The organism is Enterobacter sp. 237C8, from assembly GCF_034106865.1.
Lineage (GTDB): Bacteria > Pseudomonadota > Gammaproteobacteria > Enterobacterales > Enterobacteriaceae > Enterobacter > Enterobacter asburiae_B.
In genome coordinates, this window is the sequence record NZ_JAWNDF010000001.1 from 1,528,535 (window position 1) to 1,552,072 (window position 23,538).

Annotated in this window: 22 protein-coding genes and 1 pseudogene; 7 read left to right on the forward strand and 16 right to left on the reverse strand. The window is 55.9% G+C overall.

What is annotated here, in order from left to right:
• The first annotated feature begins 14 nt into the window (after positions 1 to 14).
• Both USF70_RS07455 and USF70_RS07460 read left to right on the forward strand, forming a co-directional pair.
• The gene (locus USF70_RS07455; protein ID WP_069302881.1) at positions 15 to 377 is read left to right on the forward strand and encodes a hypothetical protein; all 363 of its coding nucleotides are present in this window, start codon (positions 15 to 17) and stop codon (positions 375 to 377) included.
• Positions 377 to 802: a DUF3828 domain-containing protein gene (locus tag USF70_RS07460; RefSeq protein WP_320735496.1), complete on the forward strand. Its 426-nt coding sequence runs from the start codon at positions 377 to 379 to the stop codon at positions 800 to 802. The genes USF70_RS07455 and USF70_RS07460 overlap by 1 nt, the downstream gene beginning before the upstream one ends.
• 79 nt (positions 803 to 881) lie before the next feature.
• On the opposite strand, the gene fusA is transcribed toward USF70_RS07460, so the two are convergent.
• Positions 882 to 2,984 carry an elongation factor G gene (gene fusA / locus USF70_RS07465; RefSeq protein WP_087822648.1) on the reverse strand — a complete coding sequence of 701 codons (2,103 nt, stop codon included), beginning with the start codon at positions 2,982 to 2,984 and terminating at the stop codon, positions 882 to 884.
• A 160-nt stretch (positions 2,985 to 3,144) separates the two neighbouring features.
• Between fusA and USF70_RS07470 the strand changes: the two genes are divergently transcribed.
• A complete protein-coding gene (locus USF70_RS07470; protein ID WP_033145659.1) occupies positions 3,145 to 3,447 on the forward strand; it encodes an ArsR/SmtB family transcription factor in 303 nt (100 codons plus the stop codon).
• A 68-nt stretch (positions 3,448 to 3,515) separates the two neighbouring features.
• Here the strand turns inward: USF70_RS07470 and USF70_RS07475 are convergent, their stop codons facing one another.
• Positions 3,516 to 3,971, reverse strand: coding sequence for a GNAT family N-acetyltransferase (locus USF70_RS07475; protein WP_087822649.1), 456 nt, complete (start codon positions 3,969 to 3,971; stop codon positions 3,516 to 3,518).
• Positions 3,972 to 4,135: 164 nt separating this feature from the next.
• On the opposite strand from USF70_RS07475, the gene USF70_RS07480 reads away from it, so the two are divergent.
• Positions 4,136 to 5,614 carry a PLP-dependent aminotransferase family protein gene (locus USF70_RS07480; RefSeq protein WP_232937886.1) on the forward strand — a complete coding sequence of 493 codons (1,479 nt, stop codon included), beginning with the start codon at positions 4,136 to 4,138 and terminating at the stop codon, positions 5,612 to 5,614.
• Positions 5,615 to 5,641: 27 nt separating this feature from the next.
• Here the strand turns inward: USF70_RS07480 and USF70_RS07485 are convergent, their stop codons facing one another.
• Together USF70_RS07485 and USF70_RS07490 are read right to left on the reverse strand one after the other, a co-directional pair.
• Positions 5,642 to 6,277: a helix-turn-helix domain-containing protein gene (locus tag USF70_RS07485; RefSeq protein ID WP_213729666.1), complete on the reverse strand. Its 636-nt coding sequence runs from the start codon at positions 6,275 to 6,277 to the stop codon at positions 5,642 to 5,644.
• A gap of 121 nt (positions 6,278 to 6,398) precedes the next feature.
• A complete protein-coding gene (locus USF70_RS07490) occupies positions 6,399 to 7,730 on the reverse strand; it encodes a 2-hydroxycarboxylate transporter family protein (RefSeq protein WP_033145663.1) in 1,332 nt (443 codons plus the stop codon).
• A 404-nt stretch (positions 7,731 to 8,134) separates the two neighbouring features.
• On the opposite strand from USF70_RS07490, the gene USF70_RS07495 reads away from it, so the two are divergent.
• The gene (locus USF70_RS07495) at positions 8,135 to 9,082 is read left to right on the forward strand and encodes an AEC family transporter (protein WP_023311961.1); all 948 of its coding nucleotides are present in this window, start codon (positions 8,135 to 8,137) and stop codon (positions 9,080 to 9,082) included.
• Between the two features lie 32 nt (positions 9,083 to 9,114).
• Positions 9,115 to 10,800, forward strand: a complete 1,686-nt coding sequence (locus tag USF70_RS07500) for an NAD-dependent malic enzyme (protein ID WP_320735497.1) — start codon at positions 9,115 to 9,117, stop codon at positions 10,798 to 10,800.
• Positions 10,801 to 10,845: 45 nt separating this feature from the next.
• Here the strand turns inward: USF70_RS07500 and USF70_RS07505 are convergent, their stop codons facing one another.
• The 11 genes and pseudogenes from USF70_RS07505 to USF70_RS07555 all read right to left on the reverse strand — a co-directional run bounded on the left by USF70_RS07505 (position 10,846) and on the right by USF70_RS07555 (position 21,251).
• Positions 10,846 to 11,847 (reverse strand): Kdo(2)-lipid IV(A) acyltransferase, encoded by a 1,002-nt coding sequence (locus USF70_RS07505; protein WP_033145666.1) that lies wholly within the window; start codon positions 11,845 to 11,847, stop codon positions 10,846 to 10,848.
• 193 nt (positions 11,848 to 12,040) lie between these two features.
• Complete coding sequence (pptA, locus tag USF70_RS07510) at positions 12,041 to 12,271, reverse strand: tautomerase PptA (RefSeq protein WP_023335848.1); 231 nt, start codon at positions 12,269 to 12,271, stop codon at positions 12,041 to 12,043.
• A 37-nt stretch (positions 12,272 to 12,308) separates the two neighbouring features.
• Positions 12,309 to 12,926 carry a glutathione S-transferase family protein gene (locus tag USF70_RS07515; protein WP_236902719.1) on the reverse strand — a complete coding sequence of 206 codons (618 nt, stop codon included), beginning with the start codon at positions 12,924 to 12,926 and terminating at the stop codon, positions 12,309 to 12,311.
• 166 nt (positions 12,927 to 13,092) lie between these two features.
• On the reverse strand, positions 13,093 to 13,980 hold the full coding sequence (locus tag USF70_RS07520; RefSeq protein ID WP_320735498.1) for a transporter substrate-binding domain-containing protein: 888 nt from the start codon (positions 13,978 to 13,980) through the stop codon (positions 13,093 to 13,095).
• A 9-nt stretch (positions 13,981 to 13,989) separates the two neighbouring features.
• Positions 13,990 to 14,763: an amino acid ABC transporter ATP-binding protein gene (locus tag USF70_RS07525; protein WP_033145669.1), complete on the reverse strand. Its 774-nt coding sequence runs from the start codon at positions 14,761 to 14,763 to the stop codon at positions 13,990 to 13,992.
• Entirely contained in the window at positions 14,747 to 15,673 is a 927-nt protein-coding gene (locus USF70_RS07530) for an amino acid ABC transporter permease (RefSeq protein ID WP_087822655.1), read from the reverse strand. Before USF70_RS07530 ends, USF70_RS07525 begins: the two co-directional genes overlap by 17 nt.
• 9 nt (positions 15,674 to 15,682) lie before the next feature.
• Positions 15,683 to 16,192 (reverse strand): GNAT family N-acetyltransferase, encoded by a 510-nt coding sequence (locus tag USF70_RS07535; protein ID WP_032656866.1) that lies wholly within the window; start codon positions 16,190 to 16,192, stop codon positions 15,683 to 15,685.
• Between the two features lie 9 nt (positions 16,193 to 16,201).
• A pseudogene (locus USF70_RS07540) lies at positions 16,202 to 18,465 on the reverse strand (NtaA/DmoA family FMN-dependent monooxygenase).
• Between the two features lie 16 nt (positions 18,466 to 18,481).
• Positions 18,482 to 19,603: a M20 peptidase aminoacylase family protein gene (locus USF70_RS07545; RefSeq protein ID WP_039262859.1), complete on the reverse strand. Its 1,122-nt coding sequence runs from the start codon at positions 19,601 to 19,603 to the stop codon at positions 18,482 to 18,484.
• A complete protein-coding gene (locus USF70_RS07550) occupies positions 19,600 to 20,601 on the reverse strand; it encodes an LLM class flavin-dependent oxidoreductase (protein ID WP_214538452.1) in 1,002 nt (333 codons plus the stop codon). Before USF70_RS07550 ends, USF70_RS07545 begins: the two co-directional genes overlap by 4 nt.
• A gap of 110 nt (positions 20,602 to 20,711) precedes the next feature.
• Positions 20,712 to 21,251 carry an AAA family ATPase gene (locus USF70_RS07555; protein WP_320735499.1) on the reverse strand — a complete coding sequence of 180 codons (540 nt, stop codon included), beginning with the start codon at positions 21,249 to 21,251 and terminating at the stop codon, positions 20,712 to 20,714.
• Positions 21,252 to 21,596: 345 nt separating this feature from the next.
• Between USF70_RS07555 and USF70_RS07560 the strand changes: the two genes are divergently transcribed.
• Positions 21,597 to 23,132 (forward strand): methyl-accepting chemotaxis protein, encoded by a 1,536-nt coding sequence (locus tag USF70_RS07560; protein ID WP_039262861.1) that lies wholly within the window; start codon positions 21,597 to 21,599, stop codon positions 23,130 to 23,132.
• On the opposite strand, the gene USF70_RS07565 is transcribed toward USF70_RS07560, so the two are convergent.
• Positions 23,129 to 23,527, reverse strand: a complete 399-nt coding sequence (locus USF70_RS07565) for a cupin domain-containing protein (protein WP_023311976.1) — start codon at positions 23,525 to 23,527, stop codon at positions 23,129 to 23,131. The two genes, USF70_RS07560 and USF70_RS07565, sit on opposite strands and share 4 nt — an antisense overlap.
• Between the last annotated feature and the right edge of the window lie 11 nt (positions 23,528 to 23,538).

A 23,538-nucleotide genomic window follows, 5' to 3' on the forward strand; every position in this document is an offset into this window, starting at 1 on the left:
TTAAGGAAATATCAATGACATGGAATAAAGATGGCGCAATCTCGTATGCCAAATCACACGCCCAACCGAAGAGTACGGGTTATTGTGCTCACTACGTCACCGAAGCGATCAGAACGGGTGGAAGATTAAAAATCCCCAATACGCGTCTGGCAAAAGACATGGGGCGAACATTGGTCAATGCTGGATTCCGCCTGGTATACGATCAACCTCATGCTGGTGACGTAGCCGTTATCCAGAATATTGCGGGCCACGATAGCGGGCACGTTTGCATATACGATGGTCAGCAGTGGATCAGCGATTTTGTACAACGCTCTCTGTATCCAGGACCGGCCTACCGAAACATACAGCCTCATTACGAACTGTTCAGGCATGACTAATGAAAACACTCTTCTTTTTACTTTTCGCCCTGTCTCCGTTCGCTGTCGCAGATAACATTTATGCACTGGGCCAGGCGGCGCTTAAATTCAATCAATGGTATATCGCGCAGTTAGATCAGAACAAACCGCCTGTACTCAATCCGGACATTATGAATAATTACGTTGCCGCAGAGACTATCGCAGCAATTAAAGAAATGTACTCTGGCGACAGTAACGAAAAAGACATGCCAGATGCGGATATGTTTATCAAATCACAGGACTGGGATGAAGACTGGGATCAGATAACCGTCTTACATTCTGATTTTGATGCCGTTTGCACAAACGTCTATATCGCGTTTGGGAAGAAACAAGATCACGTTGTAGCAGATTGTCTCGTTCAGGAAAAAGGCGTATGGAAAGTTCGCTCGGCCACGCTGATTAAGTAACAACGTAATATGAAAGGAAACGCCCTCTGTCGCAGAGGAAAAAGCACATGGTAGCCCAACGACTACCATGTGCAGTTAATTAACTCTTCGCACGTCGTGAAATAATCTCATCCGCAACATTCCGCGGGGCTTCCGCAAAATGATGGAACTCCATCGTATACGTCGCGCGTCCCTGGGACATCGAGCGCAATGTCGTGGCATAACCAAACATCTCTGCCAGCGGCACGTCAGCGCGAATAATCTGGCTTCCGTACTGCTCTGCCATCCCCTGCACCATGCCGCGGCGGGAGGAGAGATCGCCCATAATGTTACCGGCGTACTCTTCCGGCGTTTCCACCTCCACGTGCATGATCGGCTCGAGAATCACCGGATCCGCCCTGCGGGCGCCCTCTTTGAAGCCGAGGATCGCCGCCATGCGGAACGCCATCTCAGACGAGTCGACGTCGTGATACGAGCCAAACGTCAGCGTCGCTTTGACATCAACGACCGGATAGCCCGCCAGCACGCCGCTGTTCATCGCTTCCCGCAGCCCTTTCTCAACGGACGGGATATACTCGCGCGGCACCACGCCGCCCTTGGTGGCATCTTCAAATTTAAAGCCACTCCCGGGCTCCAGCGGCTCCAGGCTCAGCACCACATGGCCGTACTGCCCTTTACCGCCGGACTGACGAACAAATTTACCTTCGATATCCTTCACCGTTTTACGCAGGGTTTCACGGTAGGTTACCTGTGGGCGGCCAATGTTCGCCTCAACGCCAAACTCACGCTTCATGCGGTCGACGATGATCTCAAGGTGTAGCTCACCCATCCCGGAGATAATGGTCTGGCCGGACTCTTCGTCAGTATGCAGGCGGAAAGACGGATCTTCCGCCGCCAGACGCTGCAGCGCGATCCCCATTTTCTCCTGATCGCCTTTGGTTTTCGGCTCGATCGCCAGCGAGATAACCGGATCCGGGAACTCCATGCGTTCAAGCGTGATCACGGCATTCGGATCGGTGAGCGTGTCGCCGGTAGTCACATCCTTCAGCCCAACGCAGGCCGCAATGTCTCCGGCGCGCAGTTCGTCCACCTCGTGGCGATCGTTGGCATGCATCAGCACGATACGCCCGATGCGCTCTTTCTTCTCTTTCACCGGGTTGTACACCGCGTCGCCTTTGCGCAGCACGCCAGAGTACACGCGGATAAAGGTCAGTTGCCCAACGTACGGGTCACTCATCAGCTTGAACGCCAGGGCCGAGAACGGCTCATCATCGCTTGGATGACGCTCCGCGTGCTGCCCTTTTTCATCCACGCCATCAATGGCAGGCACGTCCAGCGGCGATGGCATGAGCTCAATGACCGCATCGAGCATGCGCTGCACGCCTTTATTTTTGAACGCGCTGCCGCACAGCATCGGCTGAATTTCACCCGAGATGGTGCGAATACGCAGCCCTTTGATAATTTCCGCTTCCGTCAGGTCGCCGGTTTCCAGGTATTTGTCCATCAGCTCGTCGCTGGCTTCCGCCGCCGCAGAGACCATTTTTTCCCGCCATTCCTGGGCGGTACTGACCAAATCGTCCGGCACGGGCGCATAGGTGAACACCATGCCCTGCGTCGCGTCGTCCCACAGAATGGTGCGCATCTTGATGAGATCCACCACGCCGGTGAAATGATCTTCTGCGCCCACCGGGATGACAATCGGCACCGGATTGGCCTTCAGGCGCTCCTGCATCATCCGTACGACGCGGAAGAAATCGGCACCCGGACGGTCCATTTTGTTGACGAAGGCCAGACGCGGAACGTGATATTTATTGGCCTGACGCCAGACGGTTTCCGACTGCGGCTGCACGCCGCCCACGGAGTCATACACCATCACGGCGCCGTCGAGCACGCGCATGGAACGTTCCACCTCAATGGTGAAATCCACGTGGCCCGGGGTGTCGATGATGTTGATCCGGTGCGGCTCATAGCCTCTGTCCATACCCGGCCAGAAGCAGCTGACGGCCGCGGAGGTAATCGTGATCCCGCGCTCTTGCTCCTGCGCCATCCAGTCAGTGGTTGCCGCGCCATCGTGTACTTCACCCAGCTTGTGGCTCATCCCGGTGTAAAACAGGATGCGCTCAGTGGTGGTGGTTTTACCGGCATCGATATGCGCGGAGATACCGATGTTGCGATAACGTTCGAGAGGGATGGGTCGGGGCATGATATTTCCTTAGTCACTATGACTTGTCTGTGACGACCAGGATGGTCGTGCATTCGTTCGTTTGCTATAATAGTCCTATTGTACGAGTATTATCGAACTATTTTTTAACGGTTGACCTATTGTTGATATAGCTCAATCTGACGCCAAACGCAGGAAAACGATGATCCCAAACCACCCTGAAACTGAACAAATACTGCTGGAAAATGTGCTGTTTGCCCTCGGCAACCCGCTCCGGCTTGCGATAATTCGCCGTCTGGCCGATGGCAGCGAACTCAGCTGTAACGCGCTGCGCCCGGAGGATGTGGTGAAATCGACAATGACCCACCACTGGCGCGTACTGCGCGACAGCGGCGTTATCTGGCAGCGCCCGCAGGGGCGGGAGAACATGATTTCGTTGCGAAGAGAGGATCTGGATGCCCGTTTTCCAGGGCTGATGGAGATACTTTTACAGGCTAAATCATAAGGATATACCTGTTATCCCCTGAAAAATGCCCCGTAAAGATGTAAGGGGCATAATTTCAGCAGAGGGGTTTATCTTACGTGCATACGATATTCAATCATTCCACTTTTCTTCGCAATCCAGTCGTACAATCGTTGCCCGCGATAGTTGGCTTCATGCGTATGCCAGTAAAGGTGACTGGCATGATGTTTTCTCGCTTCTCTCTGAACATATTCTATTAACTGTTTGCCAATGTGTTTGCCCCTTACGGCTTCGCAGACGTATAAATCTTCGAGGTAGCAGTAATCGCTCTCAGCCCATGTCGAACGGTGAAAAAGATAATGCGCAAAACCCACTACGTCTCCATTACATCGTGCCACCACGCAGAATAGCGGCTCAACGGGGCTGAAAAATCGTTGCCAGGTTCGTTCAGTAATTGCCCCGGACAGATCGACGTTGTAAAACGCCTGATATTTTCCCCATAGCGGCATCCAGCTTTCAAAATCACGTTCTTTAACTGCCTCAATTATCACACTCGTATTATTCATATTGCCTCTTTGCTTATCCGTTTATTCGTTTCAGGAAGAGTGTATTCGCTGAATGGCACGTTTTGCCCCGCCAATTCTCGCCATCAAGGCAGACCAATTTTTCATCCTGCTGCGTGCACTATTGCTTTAGAATCAAGAGATACAGAGGGAAAGTGGACAACGTAATGTTTAAGCACGCGCAGCTAGAAACGGTTAAGGCATGGATTAACGACCCCGCTAACGGATCGCTACCGCTTCATGAAAGGATCCAGAGAGCAATACGAATGCTGATACTGGAAGGGATATTATCTCACGGTAAGGCCCTTCCTGCTTCACGCGCTCTGGCGGCTTCTCTCAGCGTTTCCCGGGACACCATTGAAGCGGCCTACTCCAGCCTGCATGCCGAAGGTTTTATTGAGAGACAAACAGGCAGAGGGAGCTTCGTCTCTTCCAGCGCGCGTTTTTTAAAACCCCGTCCTCGACAGCATCAGCCAACCGCTGAGATACGAAAAGCAAAACTCAGCGTCCGGGGAAAGATCGTTTATGAAAGCGGCGGGATCCGCGAGTTTTCTTCACCTCGCCCCCTTGCGCCCGGCATTCCTGAAACCCGCATGTTTCCCCTTCCGATCTGGGAGCGTCTTCAGCGACAGGTACTGAAGGAGTTTCAGCACCAGGCGTTAGAGCAAAGTCCACCCCAGGGTATAGAACGTCTGCGACGGGCAATTGCGGAATATGTCAACCTTGAGCGCGGAACGCGTGCGAGGGCAGAACAGGTCATCGTTCTGACAAGTTCTCAACAGGCGCTTGCGCTCTGTTCCCACGTGCTGATGGACGCCGGGGATGGCATTGTCATTGAAGATCCCTCCTATCAAGGGGCACACAAAGCGTTCAGCGCTGCAGGGCTTCGCTGTATTCCGGTTCCTCTTGATGAAAAAGGCATCTCGGTTGACGGGCTTAATTCTCTGACCGAGCCTGCCAGGGCGATCTACCTTACGCCTTCTCATCAGTACCCCACCGGGGTGACGCTCTCTCTTGACCGACGACTGGCAGTTGTTAAATGGGCAAACCGTTACGGAGCCTGGATTATTGAGGATGACTATGACAGCGAGTTTCACTACCAAGGTAAGCCTATGGCCAGTCTTCAGGGGCTTGATACGTATAACCGGACAATTTATATCGGCACGTTCACTAAGTCTCTGTTCCCTGGGCTGCGAATTGCCTACATGATCGTTCCCTCAGAATTGACAGAGCCCTTTACCATGGCGAGGACATTAATGGATGGTCACACCGCCTCAATAACCCAGCTGACGCTGGCTAAATTTCTGGAGGGAGGCCATTTTGGCGCCTATGTTCGTAAGATGCGGAGTATTTATGTTGCTCGTCGCGACACGCTGGCAAGCATGATGGACGAATATCTCTCCGAATATGTTACCTGTGAAACGCCTGCGGGGGGAATGCAAATGCCTTGTCACCTGAAGCACGGCATATACGAGAAAGAAATAGCCACCGCCGCCCGACGCGCGGGTGTTGATATACTTGGTCTTACCAATTTATATGCAGGTCCCCCCGCGTCCACCGGTTTTTTGATGGGATTTGCTGCTTACACGGAAAGGGAAATAGAAGATGCTGTAAAAAAACTGGCCGCAATTTTCCGTCATGTTTGATGCCGTCGACCGGTCAGCGGCGAATACTCATTCCGGGCGAGCAAGGCTATAAACAGGGATCCGCCGGGTTGTTTTGGTGAGCGTATCAAACACCTCGGCGTCGGACGTCACGATCCTCATCCCCGTTTTGCGTAATCTCTGCACATCGGCCGCGATGCGCTGAATGCCAAACCAGAAAAGCCCGTCGAGTGCCGTCACCGACAGCCCGTTTTCCAGCGCCAGCTTAAGTCGTTCCTTCGGGGCTTTAACCTGCTGGGCAATTTGCCGGTAAGGCACTTCATTGAATCCTGTCGCGTCACTGCGCTGGATACGCGTTTTCAGCTGATAGGTAAATTCGTCAGGTATTCCGCCGAGATCCGTTTTAAGACTATAGACGCAGCCAAAGCGCTTGCCGTTAAACAGAACATTTTTCTGACTGAGCTGAAGCTCTTTTCTGACAATGTCTATCAGCTGGGGCGCACGGGTAAGGAGCAGCCTGAAGGGCAGCTCGAAGCTGGTGACGTAATCCACATTAAGCAACGCGAGGCGCAGCCGCTCCTCAGCACCGGACTGTTGCTCACGACATTCCTCCATCACCTCTGCCCACTGGCGCGTCAGGCGCTCCGGCTCGGCGGCTTCGGTAAGGAGATATTTTTCAATCTGATAATCAACTCTTCCGGTCATCGTGTGGTATCCCGTCGCTGTGGGTGCGGTAATTCTATACAGCGCGGTGAGTTTTATAAAGGACTGAACCGCAGCGGCACCCTGAAAATGTCGTTGCGATTCAGCATCCTGACGTTTCGGATCAGTGCGCCATTATCCAGCCCATCAGCAGCGTGGCGAAAATCACCGTCGACGCGCCGCCGATGCGGGTGGCAATCTGCGCGAACGGCATCAGCGACATCCGGTTAGACGCGGACAAAATGGCCACGTCCCCCGTTCCGCCCAGCCCGCTGTGGCAGCAGGTCACAATGGCCGCTTCAACAGGATACATATTCAGACGCGACGCGATAAAGTAGCCGCTCAGCGCCATCGCAATCACGACCGAACCGCATACCACCACGTATCCCACCGAGAAGACCGACACCACGCTTTCAAGCGGCACGTATAACATCCCCAGGCCGATCATCAGCGGCCAGACCAGCGCAGCCGAGACGAATTTATAGCAACTGTGCGCGCCCTGCTCCATTGAGGCCGGGATCACCCTGAAGTATTTACACAGAACGGCAATCAGGATCATCAGCACCGGGCCGGGAATGTGTACCAGTTTTTCAAACAATCCGCCGACGATGAAAAACGCGCACACCATCAGCAATCCGCCCCCCATCAGATGAAAATCCGTCTGCTGCGTGCTTTGCGCCCCGGCAAAAAGGCTGGCGTCGTCTTTACTCCGCGTAAGCATGCCATTTCCCGAAAGCGCAGGGCGTTTCGCGCCGAGACGCGCCAGCGAGCCCGCACAAATAATGGCGAAGATATTCCCGACGACCGCAGCGGGTGCCAGCTGTGCAACGTAGACGTCCGGCGTCTGCCCCAGTATTGCCGAATAGGCCAGGGACAGCGGCAAAATCCCCTCGCCAATCCCGCCGCCGATGATGGGCACAATGATGAAGAAGAAGGTGTGGTAAGGCGTATAACCAAACAGTGAGCCCACAATGAGGCCGCTCAGCACGGCCATGCATGTTCCGGCCACCAGCGGAACAAACATGCGCATCATCCCCTGGATCAGCAGCACCCGGTTCATCCCCAGAATGCTGCCGACCACCAGGCAGGCGATGACGAAATAGAGCAGATTCGCCTCTTTCATCAGCAGATGCACGGTATCAAGGGTATGTTTCCCGAATACGCCAAAATAGACCAGCACGGAGGGGACCATCAGGCACAGGATCGCCGGGCCGCCGATATCTTTCAGCACCGGGATTTGACGCCCTACTTTGGCAAACGCGAAGCCGAGGGTCATGATGACCGCGAGTCCACCAATCATATTTTTTGGCAGCAGCCCTGCCCAGGCGGACGTCGCCACAATCGCGGCAATCCCGACGAACAGCATCAACGGGACCGTGCCCACCTCGGTATTGTTGAGCCCAAAGGCAAAACGCGAGGTCGACAGTTCAGAAGTCGGTACAGGATTATCTTTCATATAATCACCTGAATTTGTGTTCGGATAAACAGAGAAAGGAATAACTGAAACTATTCCTGATACGAATAAATGTTCTTAAATATAAATAAAGACTTAGATGGCCTTTTCTAAAAACAGGCTCAACATGAAATTAGCACGGGCCTGCCGGGAGAAATGTGAACAGTTCGGCTCTTTGCTTTTAAATAACTTAATTCAGTATTAAGTAACTAAAGTTATTTATGGCGGCCATTGTCGCTTTCTTGCGTCTTATCAATATTTGACGAAAGCATTAGTTATCCAACTAATGCAATCTTTTTGAAATTAATAAAACCAGAGAGAGTGTGACCCTTGTCACTCCTGCCCTGCTTTCTAAGCGCTAGATTAGCGCTGCAATAAAACACATAAAATACCCTACAGGAAATACTATGCCTTCATTACTATTACAGTCACTGTTTCCGCTCGTCTTTATAATGTTACTTGGATGGCTAAGTGGAAAGCTGGGATATTCCCGGCGTGAAGATGCAAACGTTATGGCAACCGTGGTGATTCGTTTCGCCCTTCCTTTCCATCTTTTTATCGGTGCACTGCATACCGACCCGAATAAAATTAAGAACCTGACCTTTATGGCCGTTTTAGTTGTCGGTTTAATGGGGTCGTATTTACTGACGCTATTTATTTCGCGCTACGTTTTCCGCCACGATATCAAAACCAGCGCCATTCAGTCTCTGGTTTGCGCCTTTCCGGATATGGCCTACTTTGGCGCACCGGTCCTGGCGGTATTGATTGGGCCGGAAGGATTTATCGGCGTGCTGATTGGCAATATTATTACCAGCGTTATCATGATCCCTCTGACTATCGTCCTGATTCGTATGGGTGATAAAAACGGTCAAGATGGCCTGGAGGCACTGCACCCGGGCGCGATGATCGTGCAAAACCTCATCAAGGCGGCGCGCAATCCTATCGTCTGGATCCCGGTCTCCGGCGTCTTGCTCAGCCTGGCCGGCGTGCAGATACCGTCCATTCTCAGCATGCCTATCGAAATGGTTGGCAAAGTTTCAGGCGGACTATCCCTGTTTGCCCTCGGCCTGCTGTTTTACGGTGAGCGTCCAAAACTGAACGTGCAGACGTTTACCAACATCAGTATTAAAAACCTTATTCAGCCGGCAATGATGGCCGCCGCAGGGATCGCCTTTGGCCTGAGCCACACCTTACTGCAGCAGGTCGTCATTATTGGCGCAACGCCTTCCGCGATTGCCGCAGGGATGTTTGCTTTACGCAGCGATACCTATATTGATACCGCATCCTCTTCCATATTAATTGGCACTGCCGTCGGGGTCGTGACCGAAGGCATTATGATCTATTTCATCTCTTAATCTGCTTTAAATAAAAAATTCAGGAGTTAACCATGTCCCGGAAAGAAGTTCTGTACACCCCCTATAACGGGGCCGTATTGCTGGAAAATCCGCTGCTAAATAAAGGACTCGCATTCATTAAAGAAGAGCGTGACAATTTTAATCTGCACGGGTTATTGCCGCACAACGTTGAAACCATTGAAGAACAAACCGAGCGCGCCTGGGTGCAGTTCTGCCATTTTAAAAGCGATATTTCACGTCATGTTTACCTGCGAAATATTCAGGACACCAATGAAACGCTCTTTTATAACCTCCTGCGTTCGCATCTCAAAGAGACGTTACCGATTATCTATACCCCGACGGTCGGTGAAGCCTGCGAGCATTTCTCCACGATTTATCGACGCGCGCGCGGCCTGTTTATTTCATGGCCGAATCGCCATCGTATTGATGAGATGCTGCAAAGCTTTTCGCGCAACGACGTTCGCGTGATTGTGGTGACGGACGGGGAACGTATTTTAGGGCTTGGCGATCAGGGCATCGGCGGAATGGGTATCCCAATTGGTAAGCTGTCGCTGTATACCGCCTGCGGAGGGATCCATCCGGCCTCTACCCTGCCGATTATGCTGGATGTCGGCACCAATAATCAGCAGCACCTCGACGACCCGATGTACATGGGCTGGCGCCACCCGCGCATCAGCGACGACCAGTACGCTGAGTTTATGGATATGTTTGTCAGCACCGTTAAAGCGCGCTGGCCCAATGTGCTCCTGCAATTTGAGGACTTTGCGCAGAAAAACGCCACCAGGCTGCTTCAGCGCTACCGCGACCAGCTGTGCTGCTTCAATGATGATATCCAGGGCACGGCCGCCGTGACCGCCGGTACGCTGATGGCGGCGGCCCATGCCGCGGGCACGCGCATTCGCGACCAGCGCGTGGTATTCCTGGGCAGCGGCTCTGCCGGATGCGGAATAGCTGAAAAAATTGTGGCGCTGATGGTGGATGACGGCCTGAGCGAGTCCGAAGCGCGCAGGCGGATCTTTATGGTCGATCGCTTCGGCCTGCTGACCGACGACATGACCAACCTGCTCGATTTCCAGAAAAACCTGCTTACCGCGCGCGACGCCGTTTGCAGCTGGCAGGTAGACTCGCAAAATATTTCCCTGCTGGACGTGGTGAAAAACGCGCATCCTACGGTGATGATCGGCGTTTCGGGCCAGCCGGGGCTGTTCAGCGAAGAGATTGTCAAAGAGATGCATCGCCACTGTCCGCGCCCGATCATCATGCCGCTCTCGAACCCGACCTCGCGGGCGGAAGCCCAGCCGCAGGATCTTATCGCCTGGACCCAGGGTGCCGCGCTGGTGGCCACCGGCAGCCCATTCGCCCCGGTATTCTGGGAGAATAAACACTACGAGATCGCCCAGTGTAACAACGCCTATATTTTCCCGGGCCTGGGGCTGGGCGTGCTGGCCTGCAACGCGCGCCGGGTGACGGAAGAGATGCTGATGGCAGCAAGCCGCAGCCTGGCCGCGCAGTCTCCGCTGGTCACCACGGAAAAAGGCGGATTGCTGCCGCCGGTAGATCAGATTGAAACGGTTTCACGCCAGATTGCCGTCGCCGTCGCCCGGGCCGCGATTGAACAGGGCGTGGCTCCGGCGATAGATGATGAGACGCTGATGGCGCGTATTGAGAAGACCTGGTGGCAGGCGGACTATGCGCCGTACCGCAGGTCTGCGCTGTAAGCCTCGATCCAGCCCTCACTGCACGGTGAGGGCTGGATTGCTGCCTTAATGCTGGACGCCCGACCGTTCGGAAAGATCGGCGGCAGACAGGATATCAGCCTTTGGTGCCACGCTCTTGCGGCGGGCATACCGGTCAGGCTGACCTTCAGGACGCGTTTTGAAGCGCCGGTGCAGCCACATATACTGTTCTGGCGCCATCCGTACCGCCTGCTCAATCGCCCTGTTCATCTGCGTCGCAACAGATTCTTTATCGCCCCCCTGCAGCGACTCGCTGATATCCTCCAGAATAATCAGTTCGTAGCCTGTACCGTCCGCCCGGCGGCGCGGCACAAAGGGAATGACGGCAGGCTTAGCGCTTTTGACCAGCATATAGCTTCCAGCGGTCGTGGCGGCATCCGCAACCGCAAAGAACGGCACAAAGACGCTATTGGTTTTGCCATAGTCATGGTCCGGGGCGTACCACAAAATTTCATTCTGCTTCAGCGAGCGGATCATGCCCTTTAAATCATGACGATCGAGCATGGTTTTATTGGAGCGCAGGCGCCCGCGCGTCTGAAGCCAGTCCAGCAGCGCGTTATTATTCGGACGATACACCCCAATGCCGGGGTTGAGCATGCCAAAGATCCGCGCGCCCAGCTCAAGGGTGAGAAAATGCATGCCAACGAGCACCACGCCATTTCCCTTTGCCCGCGCCTTTTCCATGTGCTCATAACCCGTCACGGTAAAGCATTTCTTCACCCGCCACGCAGGCCAGAACCATGCCATCCCGGTTTCGATTACCCCCATTCCTACCGATTCAAAATTACGCTGCAGCAGTGACTCTCGCTCCGCCTTTTTCATCTCCGGAAAACAGAGTTCCAGGTTGCGGCGGGCAATCTCAACGCGGCGCGGAAGCAGGCGCATCGCCAGCCGTCCAAGACTGTGGCCGATTCGGAACAGCAGCGGATAAGGGAGCAGCATGATGAGCCACAGCGCGGCGATGCCAGCCCAGCTTAGCCAGTAACGAGGGTGAAGAAAGGCGAGTGAAAAACGGGGTAATTTTGTCATGAGAAAATTATCCTTTAGCGTGTCTGTCCTTAACTGATTCTGTTTGAGATCTTTCCTAAGGATTGATGGGCTGTCAGCCAGAAACGTAAAGTGTAACGGATAAGATAAAACGCATTTTTATCGATTTTTGCGAAAAAGCGGGAAGACGAGGCGGGGAAAAACCGGGGAGAAGAGTTCCCCCCGGCAATTGCGCTTACATTGAATAGCCTGGCTTTTTGATTAATTCGTCCAGCTTCGGTCCTATTTCGGTATCCCAGACCTGCGCTTTCCAGTCCTCCTGGTTCACCTGATTCAACGCAACGGACACCGAGCTGTCTTTGCTGTTGAAATGGCGAATAATGACCTCAGCAATATCCTCGGCCAGTGCGGTTTTTTGTTCGTCGTTCAAATCGCGGGGAAAACATTTGATATCTACGTGTGGCATATGCAGGCTTCCAGTTGTGAGTCAGGGCTCCACGTTATCAGATAATACCGTTGGCCTTTAACACCTTGTGCAGTTCCGGCAGCTGACATACGGTGTCCGCAATAGCCGTAAACCTCGGCGTATTGGTTGCAAACCAGTCATGGCGTGGCCCCCAGGTGCGCGCCACCGCGATATACACATCCAGCAGCGTCAGCCGTTCACCCAGCGCAAACGGGGCGGCCTTGAGCTGATTATCGAACCACAAATAGAGAGATTTCCGGTATTCGATGCAGTTTTTCTGCAGCTGTTCAGGCGCATCCGGTGCCCAGCGTTCGGGATAGTCCGCATACGTAAACGTGGGATAGACGTTGGCCACAAACCAGATCAGCAAGCGCTGAAACTGCTGGCGTTCGGCCTGCCCCACGGGCGGCGCGAGATCGGGACATCTGTCGAGCACCATCAGGGCAATCGCCGCCGTTTCGGTCATGATGGCGCCATTTTCCAGCTCCAGCGTGGGTACCTGACACAGCGGGTTGAGCTTTTGCAGCAGCTCACGCTGCGGGCCGGGCTGGTCAAACCCGTCCACGTTGATAAATTGATAAGGGATATCGGCCAGGGTTAGCATCACTTCACCGATCGCCGAGCCCCAGCCGGGTACGCCATAGAGTTTAATCATGTTGCCTCCGCAGGGATGAAAACCCTAAGTGTATACCCGTCATACTTCAAGTTGCAGGTGCGTTGGCTGCACTCACTCACCCCAGTCACGTACTTGTGTACGCTCCCGGGGATTCGTTCCCTTGCCGCCTTCCTGCAACTCGAATTATTTTGGGTATAGAGCACCATTAGTAGGTTATCCCAGGCGGGTTGACCTCCGACTGCGCCACCGCTTCGCCCTGCTCGCCCCAGCGCGCCAGCACCTTCAGGTAATCACCCCGCTTAATCGCGCCGTCCAGCGCGGCCTGCAGCGCGTACACCAGCTCATTGCCCTTTTTGGTGGTGGTGGCGACATAGGCTTTTTTCGGCCCTAAACCGACGACGCGGGTTTTGCCCGTGAGCGCAGCCTTATAGGCCGATACCGACTGCGGGCCGAAGAACACGTCAGCCCTGCCGGACTGAATATAGAGATTGCCCGAGGCATCGTCGTGGAGATAGACCGGCAGCGCAGGCGCCCTTCCCGCCTTTTTGTTCTCTTCGTTCCAGCCCAGCAGGATGCGTTCCTGATTCGTACCAGAGCCGACGATCACCTTTTTCCCGGCCAGATCTTCCGCGCTTTTGATTGACTGAATCTCGCTGGTGGATTTCACCGAAAACGCCAGCGAATCGACGCGGTAGGTCGCAAAATCAAATTTCTCTTTACGCTGTTCGGTCACCGCAATGTTCACCAGCGCCACGTCGTAGCGCCCGGAGGCGATCCCGAGCGGCCAGTCTTCCCACGCCGTCGGCACCAGCTTCAGCTTTAGCCCCAGGCTGCCCGCCAGCAGGCGGGCGATATCCGGGTCGCTGCCAATGCGCGTGCGGTTATCGCTGGCCAGCAGCGCCAGCGGCGGAGAATTCAGCGCCGAAACGGCGACCGTCAGCGTACCCGGCTCAACGAATTTGTAATTGGCGGGGATCTTCCCCACGGCCTGACGATCCACCGTCACCGGCAGCGGCTGCTCGTTGGCTTTCAAATCAATGCTGGCGTGGCTCGCCGTCGTGAAGACCAGCCCCGCCAGAAGTCCATATTTCATTGGCACTCCTTACAAGACTTTGGAGAGAAACTGGCGCGTTCGCGCATGTGACGGACGGTTTAATACCTCGTCACTGCTTCCCTGCTCGACGATTTTTCCGTCGACCATAAACACCACCTGATCCGCCACCTCCCGGGCAAAGCCGATCTCGTGGGTAACCACCACCAGCGTGGTGCCGGACCGGGCCAGCTTTTTGATCACGTCCAGCACTTCCCCCACCAGCTCCGGATCCAGCGCCGAGGTGGGCTCATCAAACAGCATCACGCGGGGACGCAGCGCAAGCGCGCGGGCAATGGCAATACGCTGCTGCTGCCCGCCGGAGAGATGACGAGACCAGGCATCGGCTTTGTCCCGCAGCCCGACCACATCCAGCAGGCTGTACGCCCTTTCCACCGCCTCTTTTTTGCTGAGCTTTTTATGCGCGATGGGCGCCTCAATCAGGTTTTCCAGCACCGTGAGGTGGGGAAAGAGATTGAAGTTCTGAAACACGTAGCCCACGTTGACGCGCTGCTTGAGGATCTCCTTCTCCTTCAGCTCATACAGCCTGTCGCCCTCACGGCGATAGCCGATGTAGTCTCCGTCGATCTGGATAAAGCCTTCGTCGACGCGCTCCAGGTGGTTAATGGTGCGCAGCAGCGTCGATTTACCGGAGCCGGACGGCCCGAGGATGACCGTCACGGACCCGGGCGGGATCTCCAGCGAAACGTTGTCGAGCGCCTTATGGCGACCGAAATACTTGCTGACGCCGGTAATCGAAATATGTCCTTCAGGAGAGGCTTGCATGGACGGGCTCCTGTGCTGGCGTGGTGGTGACAGAACGGGTGCGACGGACGGCACGGTTCTGGTTAACGGCAGAGCGGCGTTCGCTGCGGGCAAGCGCGCGCTCGACGCCATACTGGATAGCGGACAGGACGGTGGTGATCGCCAGGTACCAGGCGGCACCGACCATCAGCAGCGGGATCACCTCCTGCGTGCGGTTGTAGATCATCTGGATGGTATAGAACAGCTCCGGCATCGCCAGGACGTATACCATCGCCGTACCCTTGGCGAGGCTGATGATTTCATTGAACCCCGACGGCAGAATGGTGCGCAGCGCCTGAGGCAAAATGATGCGCACCGTGCGTCGCCAGGCCGGCAGACCGAGCGCGGCGGCGGCCTCATACTGGCCGTGATCGACCCCGAGGAATCCGCCGCGAACGATCTCGGCGGTATAGGCGCTCTGCACCAGGGTGAGCCCCACCACGGCGGTAGAAAACTGACCCAGCACGTTGATGGTTTCAAAGCTGCCCCAGGTGATGCCGGTGAACGGCACGCCGAGCGAAAGCGTATCGTAGAGATAGGAAAAGTTGTAGAGAATGATCAGCACCACGATCAGCGGCAGCGACCGAAACAGCCAGATATAGGCCCACGCCAGGCTGCTCAGCAGCCAGGATGAAGAGAGTCTCGCCAGCGCCAGCATGCCGCCAAGCACCACGCTCAGCGCGGTGCCGATCAGCGTCAGCAGCAGGGTCTGCCCGACGCCTTCGAGGATCACCGGGTCAAAGAACCAGCGGGCAAACACCGTCCACTCCCAGCGCGGGTTAAAGGCCACGGACTGAATCACGACCGCCAGGACAAACAGCGCCACCGCGGCGCCGACGGCCCGCAGCGGATAACGCGCCGGGACCACCTTAATGGTTTCAACGTTGCTCATCGTCGTTCCTCATGCGGTTTTACTGAACGCTTCACGTACCAGCGTTTTGGTGAAGCGCAGCCGACCATCAAACGGCGGCTGGCTGTACTCTTCCGGATCGCGGTTCAGATCGAACTGCGCCTGATAGCCCTGGCTGAGATAGAGCCTGACCGCTTCCGGCTGGCGAAAACCGGTTGTCAGGTAGATTTGGCTATATCCTGCCAGCACCGCCCTGCGCTCAAGCTCCTGCACCACGCGTCCGGCAAGCCCCTGCTGACGCAGGGTTTTGTCCGTCCAGATGCGTTTGATTTCCGCGGTGCGTTCGTCGAAAGGTTTGTACGCGCCGGTGGCGATAATCTTCCCGTCGCGCTCCAGTACGATAAACAGCCCCTGCGGCGCTAAATACCACTCTGTAAGCTCAACTTCCGCGTCTTTGGAGAAGTAGTCCCCGTAGCGGGCGGCATATTCACCGAACAGCCCTTCGATAATGGGCTGAAGCTCGGCGTCTTCCGGGGAAACATCACGAAATCGTTCGCTCATCACGCCTCCTTAATCGCCCAGGCCAGCCGGGTTCACTTCTGACTGAGGAATACGCTCAACGCCTTCCCCCCAGCGGTTCAGCACTTTGTCGTAGTCGCCGTTTTTGATCACGCCGTTCAGCGCGGTTTGCACCGGCTCAACCAGCCCGCTGCCTTTCTTCAGCGTAACCGCGATGTGCGCCGCCTTCGGCCAGCCGCCGTCGACGCTACCCACCAGTTTGGTTTTCCCGTTCAGCGCCGCTTTCCAGGCGCCAATCACGTTCGGGCCAAAGTAGGCATCCGCGCGCCCGGACTGCAGGGCCAGCGTTTGTGCCGCATCGTCTTTGGTGTAGATCGGGGTAAAGGGCTTCAGCCCCTTCTTGAGGTTTTCGGCATTCCAGGCCAGGAGGATGGCCTCCTGGTTGGTGCCGGAGCCGACGATAATCCGCAGCCCGGCGATGTCTTCCGCCTTCTGCAGCGACTTGATCGGGCTGGTTGATTTCACGTAGAACCCGAGGGAATCTTTGCGGTAGGTGGCAAAGTCAAACTTCTCTTTACGCTCTTTGGTGACGGTGATGTTGCTGATAGCGGCATCATATTTCCCGGAAGCCACGCCCAGCGGCCAGTCTTCCCAGGAGGTTGGCACCACGTTCAGCTCCAGCCCGAGGCTGTCTGCGACCAGACGGGCGACGTCCACTTCACTCCCCAGCAGCGTTTTGTTGTCATCGGAAAACACCGTCAGCGGCGGTTGATTGAGGCCCGCCACCGCCACGGTAAATTTCCCCGGCACGGCGAAGCGATAATCTTTCGGCAGCTGTGCCACCGCCTCGCTGTTTTTGACGGTATTAACCGGTGTTTTATTGGCCTCGATGCTCACGCCTGTGCCGTTAATATTCACATTCTCTGCCCAGACGGCAGGGGTAAAGGCCAGCGCGAGCGCCAGAATAAGCGTTGTTTTCTGCATAGCGGGGTTCTCTTTTATTGTTGTGTGTATTGGTTTTTAGGTTCGTCTAAGCCGAGGCTTTCGCGCAGCGTGGTGCCCGGGTAGTCGGTACGGAACAGGCCGCGCGCCTGTAAAACAGGCACCACCTGGTCAACAAAGCGCGGGAAGGTGTCCGGCGTACCGCCCTGAATGATGAAGCCGTCTGCGGCATAGCCTTCAAACCAGGCCTGCAGGCCGTCGGCCACCTCTTCCGGCGTACCGGAAAAGCGCGGTCGCGGCGAGGCGGCTTCCAGCGCCACCTGACGCAGGGTTAAGCTGCGCTCGCGGGCGTTACGCTTAATTTCATCAGTGGTGCTGCGGAAGCTGTTTTTGCCTAAGTCGCCGATATCCGGGAACGGTTCGTCGAGCGGGTACTGGCTGAAATCGTGATGTTCGAAATAGCGTCCGAGGTAGTTGAGGGCATCGTTAATCGACACCAGCGCCGCCGTGGTTTGATACTGGTTTTCCACGTCATCGGCGTCTTTACCCACAATCACGCTGACGCCCTGGAAAATATGTAAATCTGACGCGCGGCGTCCGTTACTTTCCAGCTGCTGCTTCACGTCGCGATAAAACGCTTTTGCCTCATCGAGGGTCTCTTGATGGGTAAAAATGGCGTCGGCATGTTTCGCCGCCAGCTTTTTCCCGTCGTCCGACGCGCCCGCCTGAAAGACAATCGGCCGCCCCTGCGGCGTTCGACCAATATTCAGCGGCCCGGCGACCTGGAAGAAATCACCGTGGTGGTCCAGGGTATGCAATTTGGCCGGGTCAAAAAACTGACCGCTCTCTTTGTTGCGCACAAAGGCATCACCTTCCCAGGAATCCCATAGCCCTTTCACCACGTCGAGATATTCATCCGCAATGCGATAGCGCAGCGCGTGCTCGGGATGTTTTTCACGGGAAAAGTTCTTCGCTGACCCTTCCAGCGGCGAAGTCACCACGTTCCAGCCCGCGCGTCCGTTGCTGAGGTGGTCGAGGCTGGCGAACTGGCGCGCCGTAGTGAAAGGCTCGCTGTAGGAGGTGGATAAGGTTCCTACCAGCCCCAGGCGCGAGGTGATGCTGGCGAGAGCGGATAACACCGTCAGCGGTTCAAAGCGGTTTAAAAAATGCGGGATCGATTTCTCGTTGATATAGAGACCGTCGGCAACGAATAAAAAATCAAGTTTGCCCTCCTCCGCCTTTAACGCCGTCGCTTTGACGAAATCAAAATTGATGCTGGCATCGGCGACGGCCTCAGGGTGACGCCAGGCGGACATATTTCCCGATGCACCATGCAAAATGGTCCCGAGCCGCAGTTGACGATGTGCAGACATATTCACCTCTCCAGAATTAAACGTGTTGCAGGGCTTTTTCCGCAAGCTGTGCAAAATAGCGGGCAGCGGGCTCAATTAATGCCTCATCCGGATTGAATGCCGGATGGTGTAAACCGTACGGGCTGTTGCTGCCGATGCTGACAAACGCCCCCGGGATCTGCTGCAGATAGACCGCGAAATCTTCCCCGCCCATATGCAGCTCGGCGTGCCGGGTTTCGTAGCCTGCTTCTCTGGCGACCGAGGTGGCGAAATCGGCCCAGCGCTCGTCGTTCACCAGCGCGGTGGGCCCGGCATACCAGGTAATGTCAATCTGCGCGCTGAAGGCGCTGGCAAACCCGGCGGCGATTTCGCCCACGCGGGCTTTCACGTTCTGCTGTACTTCCGTGCGATGGGTGCGCAGCGTGCCTTCCAGCTCGACGCTTTCCGGCAGCACGTTCCAGGTGTTACCGCCTGCAATGCGCGTCACGCTCAGCACCACCGAATCCAGCGTATTGACGTTGCGGCTGGCGACGCTTTGCAGCGCCGTCACCAGCTGGCTCGCCAGCACGATGGCGTCATTACCTTCGTGCGGACGTGCGGCGTGCGCGCCCTTACCGGTAATGCGGATCACGAAGCGATCGACGTTGGCATAAAACGGCCCGCCGCGGGTAGCGAACTCACCGACCGGCAGGCCGGGCTCGTTATGCATGCCGAAGATGGCGCTGACGTCACGCAGGGCACCGGCCCGCACCATGCTCTTCGCACCGCCAAAGTTCTCTTCGGCAGGCTGAAACAGGATCCGCACCCGGCCGTTAAGCGAGGCTTCCCGCTCTTTCAGCTTTAACGCGGCGCCGAGGATCACGCTGGTGTGGATATCGTGTCCGCAGGCATGCATTACGCCTGCACGCTGGGAGCTAAACGGCACGCCGCTGCGCTCTTCAATCGGCAGGGCGTCGATATCCGCGCGCAGCGCAATCAGTTTGTTGCCCGAGCCGATTTCCGCCACCAGCCCGGTCGACAGGTCGTAAGGCTGCGGGGTGATCCCAGCATTCGTCAGCCACTGGCGCAGGCGCGTTGTGGTTTCCACTTCCTGGCCGGAGAGCTCCGGGTTCTGGTGCAGCTCGCGACGCCAGGCAATCAGCTGTTCGCCAAAGCTCATACGGTGACCTCCTTGTTAAGACGCGCCTCGGCAAGCAGGCGCAGCGACGCGACGCGCGTTGCCCCCTCCGCGACCGGCGTGTCGATGATAAATTCGTCAATGCCCCACTTTTCATGCAGGGCGTTAAGCTGTTCGAGCACCGACTCAGCCGTACCCGCCAGCAGCGACTGCGCCCGACGTGCAATGCGCACCGGCTCGCTGCCCGCCTGGCGCGCAAAGGCGTAGGCCTGCTCTTCGCTGGCCACGGTGACACGCTGGCCGTTTGCCAGCTCAACGCCCCACACTTCGACCTTCTGCGCCAGGGCTTCCGCTTCGGCCTGCGTCGGCGCAACAATCGCCTGTACCGCCACAATCACGTCCCGTGCGCTGTGCTTACGCCAGGTCGAAACCACCTCGCGCAGCAGCTCAGGGTCACCGTTCAGATGCGCGGCAAAGACAAAGTGCCAGCCGAGCCCGGCGGCCAGCAGCGCGCTATCGATACTCGCGCCCAGCAGGAAACCCTCGGCAGGCAGCGGCGGCAGCGGCGTGGCGCGAACGGCCTCTTCATGAGACTGATGCTCAGGACGGATCCAGCGATCGAGCTGGGCCAGCTGTTCGGCGAAGCTGCCCTTTTCCTGTTGATTCAGCCCCTGCTGCAGCGCGCGGGTTGAGAGCGGCAGCCCGCCGGGGGCTTTTCCGACGCCGAGATCCACGCGGCCGGGCGCCAGCGCGGCCAGCACGTTGAAATTCTCGGCGACTTTATAAGGGCTGTAGTGCTGAAGCATCACGCCGCCGGATCCGACGCGGATGCGCGTGGTTTGCCCGAGGATCCAGGCAATCAGCAGCTCCGGCGAGGGGCTGGCAAGGTGGGGAGTGTTGTGGTGTTCGGCAATCCAGAAGCGGTGATAGCCCAGATTTTCTGCCTGCTGCGCCAGCGCCAGCGTACGCGCCAGTGCATCGGCAGCCGTTTCGTTTTCAGCGATGGGGCTTTTATCCAGAATGCTGATTCGCCATGACATGTTGCGTTCTCGTTTGACTTAACATGTCGACATTATTAAAGGCGCATTTCACCACTGAGAAACAATTAATTTACATTTAGTTTGCCGGAAATCAGATATATAAAACCATGCTAAGAATAAGACTTTAAGTCGGCAATCAGCGTTTTCCCCTGCCCGCGCCGGGTAATGCGGACGAAGCGAATATGTCCATACTGCGGGTTTTGCAGATCGGCTTCATAACGCGCGCGGTTGTTACGCCAGGTTTTCATCGTCCAGATGAGAATGGACTCTCTGCTGAAGAACGCGCGCCGGAAACTCTCTTTGTTCCCGGTGCCGGGCCAGAGCTCGCGCTTATGCCAGGCGCGTTTGACTGCCCTGGTGACCGCCTGCCAGAGGGTGCGGGCAAAGCCATAATCCACCCACACCACAACGTCGACATTACGCCATTTCACCGGCCGCGTGCGGTTATAGTTGCCGTCAAGCACCCAGTCTGGCGAAGCCTGTAGCGCCTGCTCCAGCTTTTCCTGAAACACATCGTCCGGCGTTCCCTGCCAGTCAGGTCGCCAGTAGAGTCTGTCCATCTCGATATAGGGAATAGCCAGTTCGGTCGCAATCTGCTTCGCCAGCGTGCTTTTTCCGCTCCCGCTGGTCCCGATGACGTTAATTTTCACCTCAGCCTCACTGTGTTATCGAAAACTGACCAAATGATAGCGTTTTCATCCTGTTAACGAAACGCTATTTCAACATGACAATTTTTCCTGAGAGACGATCTCCCTCTTTCAGTTTGGGTTATGTCGTTTATTTGCAGCGACGCCAGAACACGCCCCTAGAAATATTTTCATTTTTATTACATTCGAGAACATTAGCAAATTAAAAATAATGAACAACGGGTATTTCAGGCAGTCAGAATTTCAGAGAGAATATGCAGCAGGCCGTTATATAAAAATAATCACATTACTCTTGCCGGAGCATTTTCCGGGCATTTTTTATTCTTGCACATCATCATGGAGTTACTCATGAGGCGTAACAGTCCCGTTACACAAAACGAGTATTTACTTAACGATGGTTCGACGTTAATGTCGACCACCGATACCAAAAGCCATATTACCTATGCTAATTCCGCTTTTATTGAAGCCAGCGGATATAAAGAAGAACATCTTCTGGGTGAGCCGCATAACCTCATCCGCCATCCCGACATGCCTGCCGAAGCGTTTGGCGACATGTGGTATACCCTGCAGCAGGGTGAGACCTGGACGGGGCTGGTGAAGAACCGTCGTCATAATGGCGACCACTACTGGGTGCGGGCTAACGTGACGCCGGTCTGGCAGGGTGGATCCCTGACGGGCTATATTTCCGTGCGAAATATACCCGCACGGGAAGAGATTGCGGCCAGTGAAAAACTGTATGCAAAAGTGCGTAATAACGAATTAAAACATTACCGCTTTTATAAAGGGTTACTGGTTCGGCGCGGTTTATTTTCGTTTATGTCGCTCTTTAAATGTCTTAGCACCAGTAAACGCATCCATCTGGGTATTGCGACGACGGCGTTACTCTCCTGCCTGGCGGTGTATTTATTCCCTGATAAACTTGTGCAGTCGGGAAGTCTGGCGCTGCTGTTTATTGCCCTGACCTATTATCTTCATGCGCAGATCGCCCGTCCGGTAAAATCTATTGTGCAACAGATGCAGCGCGTGGTTTCAGGACGTAAAACGGACTATTACCATTTTGACAGGATCGACGACATCGGGCTGATGATGCGTCTGGTAAATCAATCAGGCTTGAACCTCAATTCGCTGGTTGACGACGTCGGGGCGCAAATCAGCGGGATTGGCACCATCAGCCAGCAGGTCGCGAAAGAAGGTGCAGCGCTGCAGACGCGTTCAGAAGAGACCGCAGACTTTCTGCAGCAAACCGCGTCGGCGGTGGAAGAGATCGCCAGCGCGGTGGAGCAGACTGCAGAAACGGCTAAAGAAGCCACGGAGATGGCGGATCGCACCCGCGACAGCGCCCACCGCGGTGAAGCGATGATGAAAGAGACCATCGGTATGATGCAATCCGTGTCGCAGGATAACAGCCAGATCGTCGATATTATCAGCGTTATCGATCGTATCGCCTTCCAGACCAATATTCTTGCGCTGAATGCGGCCGTGGAAGCGGCGCGTGCAGGTGAAGCCGGGCGCGGTTTTGCCGTGGTGGCGGCCGAGGTGCGCAATCTTGCGCAGCACTCCGCGACGGCGGCGAAAGAGATCAAAGCGCTGATTGAGAAAAACGTCGCCAGCGTCAACGCTGGCGTGGAGAAGGTAGAACAAACCGAAACGCAGCTGACGGTTATGATCGACAACGTGCTGCGGGTCTCCTCCCTGATTAAGGAGATCGGCCACGCCACGCAGGAGCAAACCCAGGCGCTGACGCTCATCAACGCCTCTATCTCCCGTATCGGCGCAATGACCCACAACAATACGGGGATGGTGGATAACGTCACTCACGCGGCGAATCACCTGACGCAGCGCACCACGCGCCTGCAGCAGGCGATTGCCGTTTTTGGCGGTTAGCCGTTCGGATACTGCTCGTCGGTGACTTTTTCCAGCCATGCAACCGGGCTGCCGTTAACGGATTCGGCGATGGCAATATGCGTCATCGCCGTTTGCGCGCTTGCGCCGTGCCAGTGCTTTACGCCGGGTGGGATCCAGGCGATATCGCCCTGATTCAATATTTCCGCCGCTTTGCCCCACTCCTGTAACCAGCCGCGACCCTGCGTCACAATCAGCGTTTGCCCAAGGGGATGCGTATGCCACGCGGTGCGCGCGCCCGGCTCAAAGGTCACGGTTGCCCCGCCGACGCTGGCAGGTTCGCTCGCCTGAAATGGTGCGTCAATGCGGACGGTGCCGGTGAACCAGGCTTCCGGTCCTTTTGCTGAAGGTAATGATCCGCTGCGGATAATTTTCATCTTATGCTCCT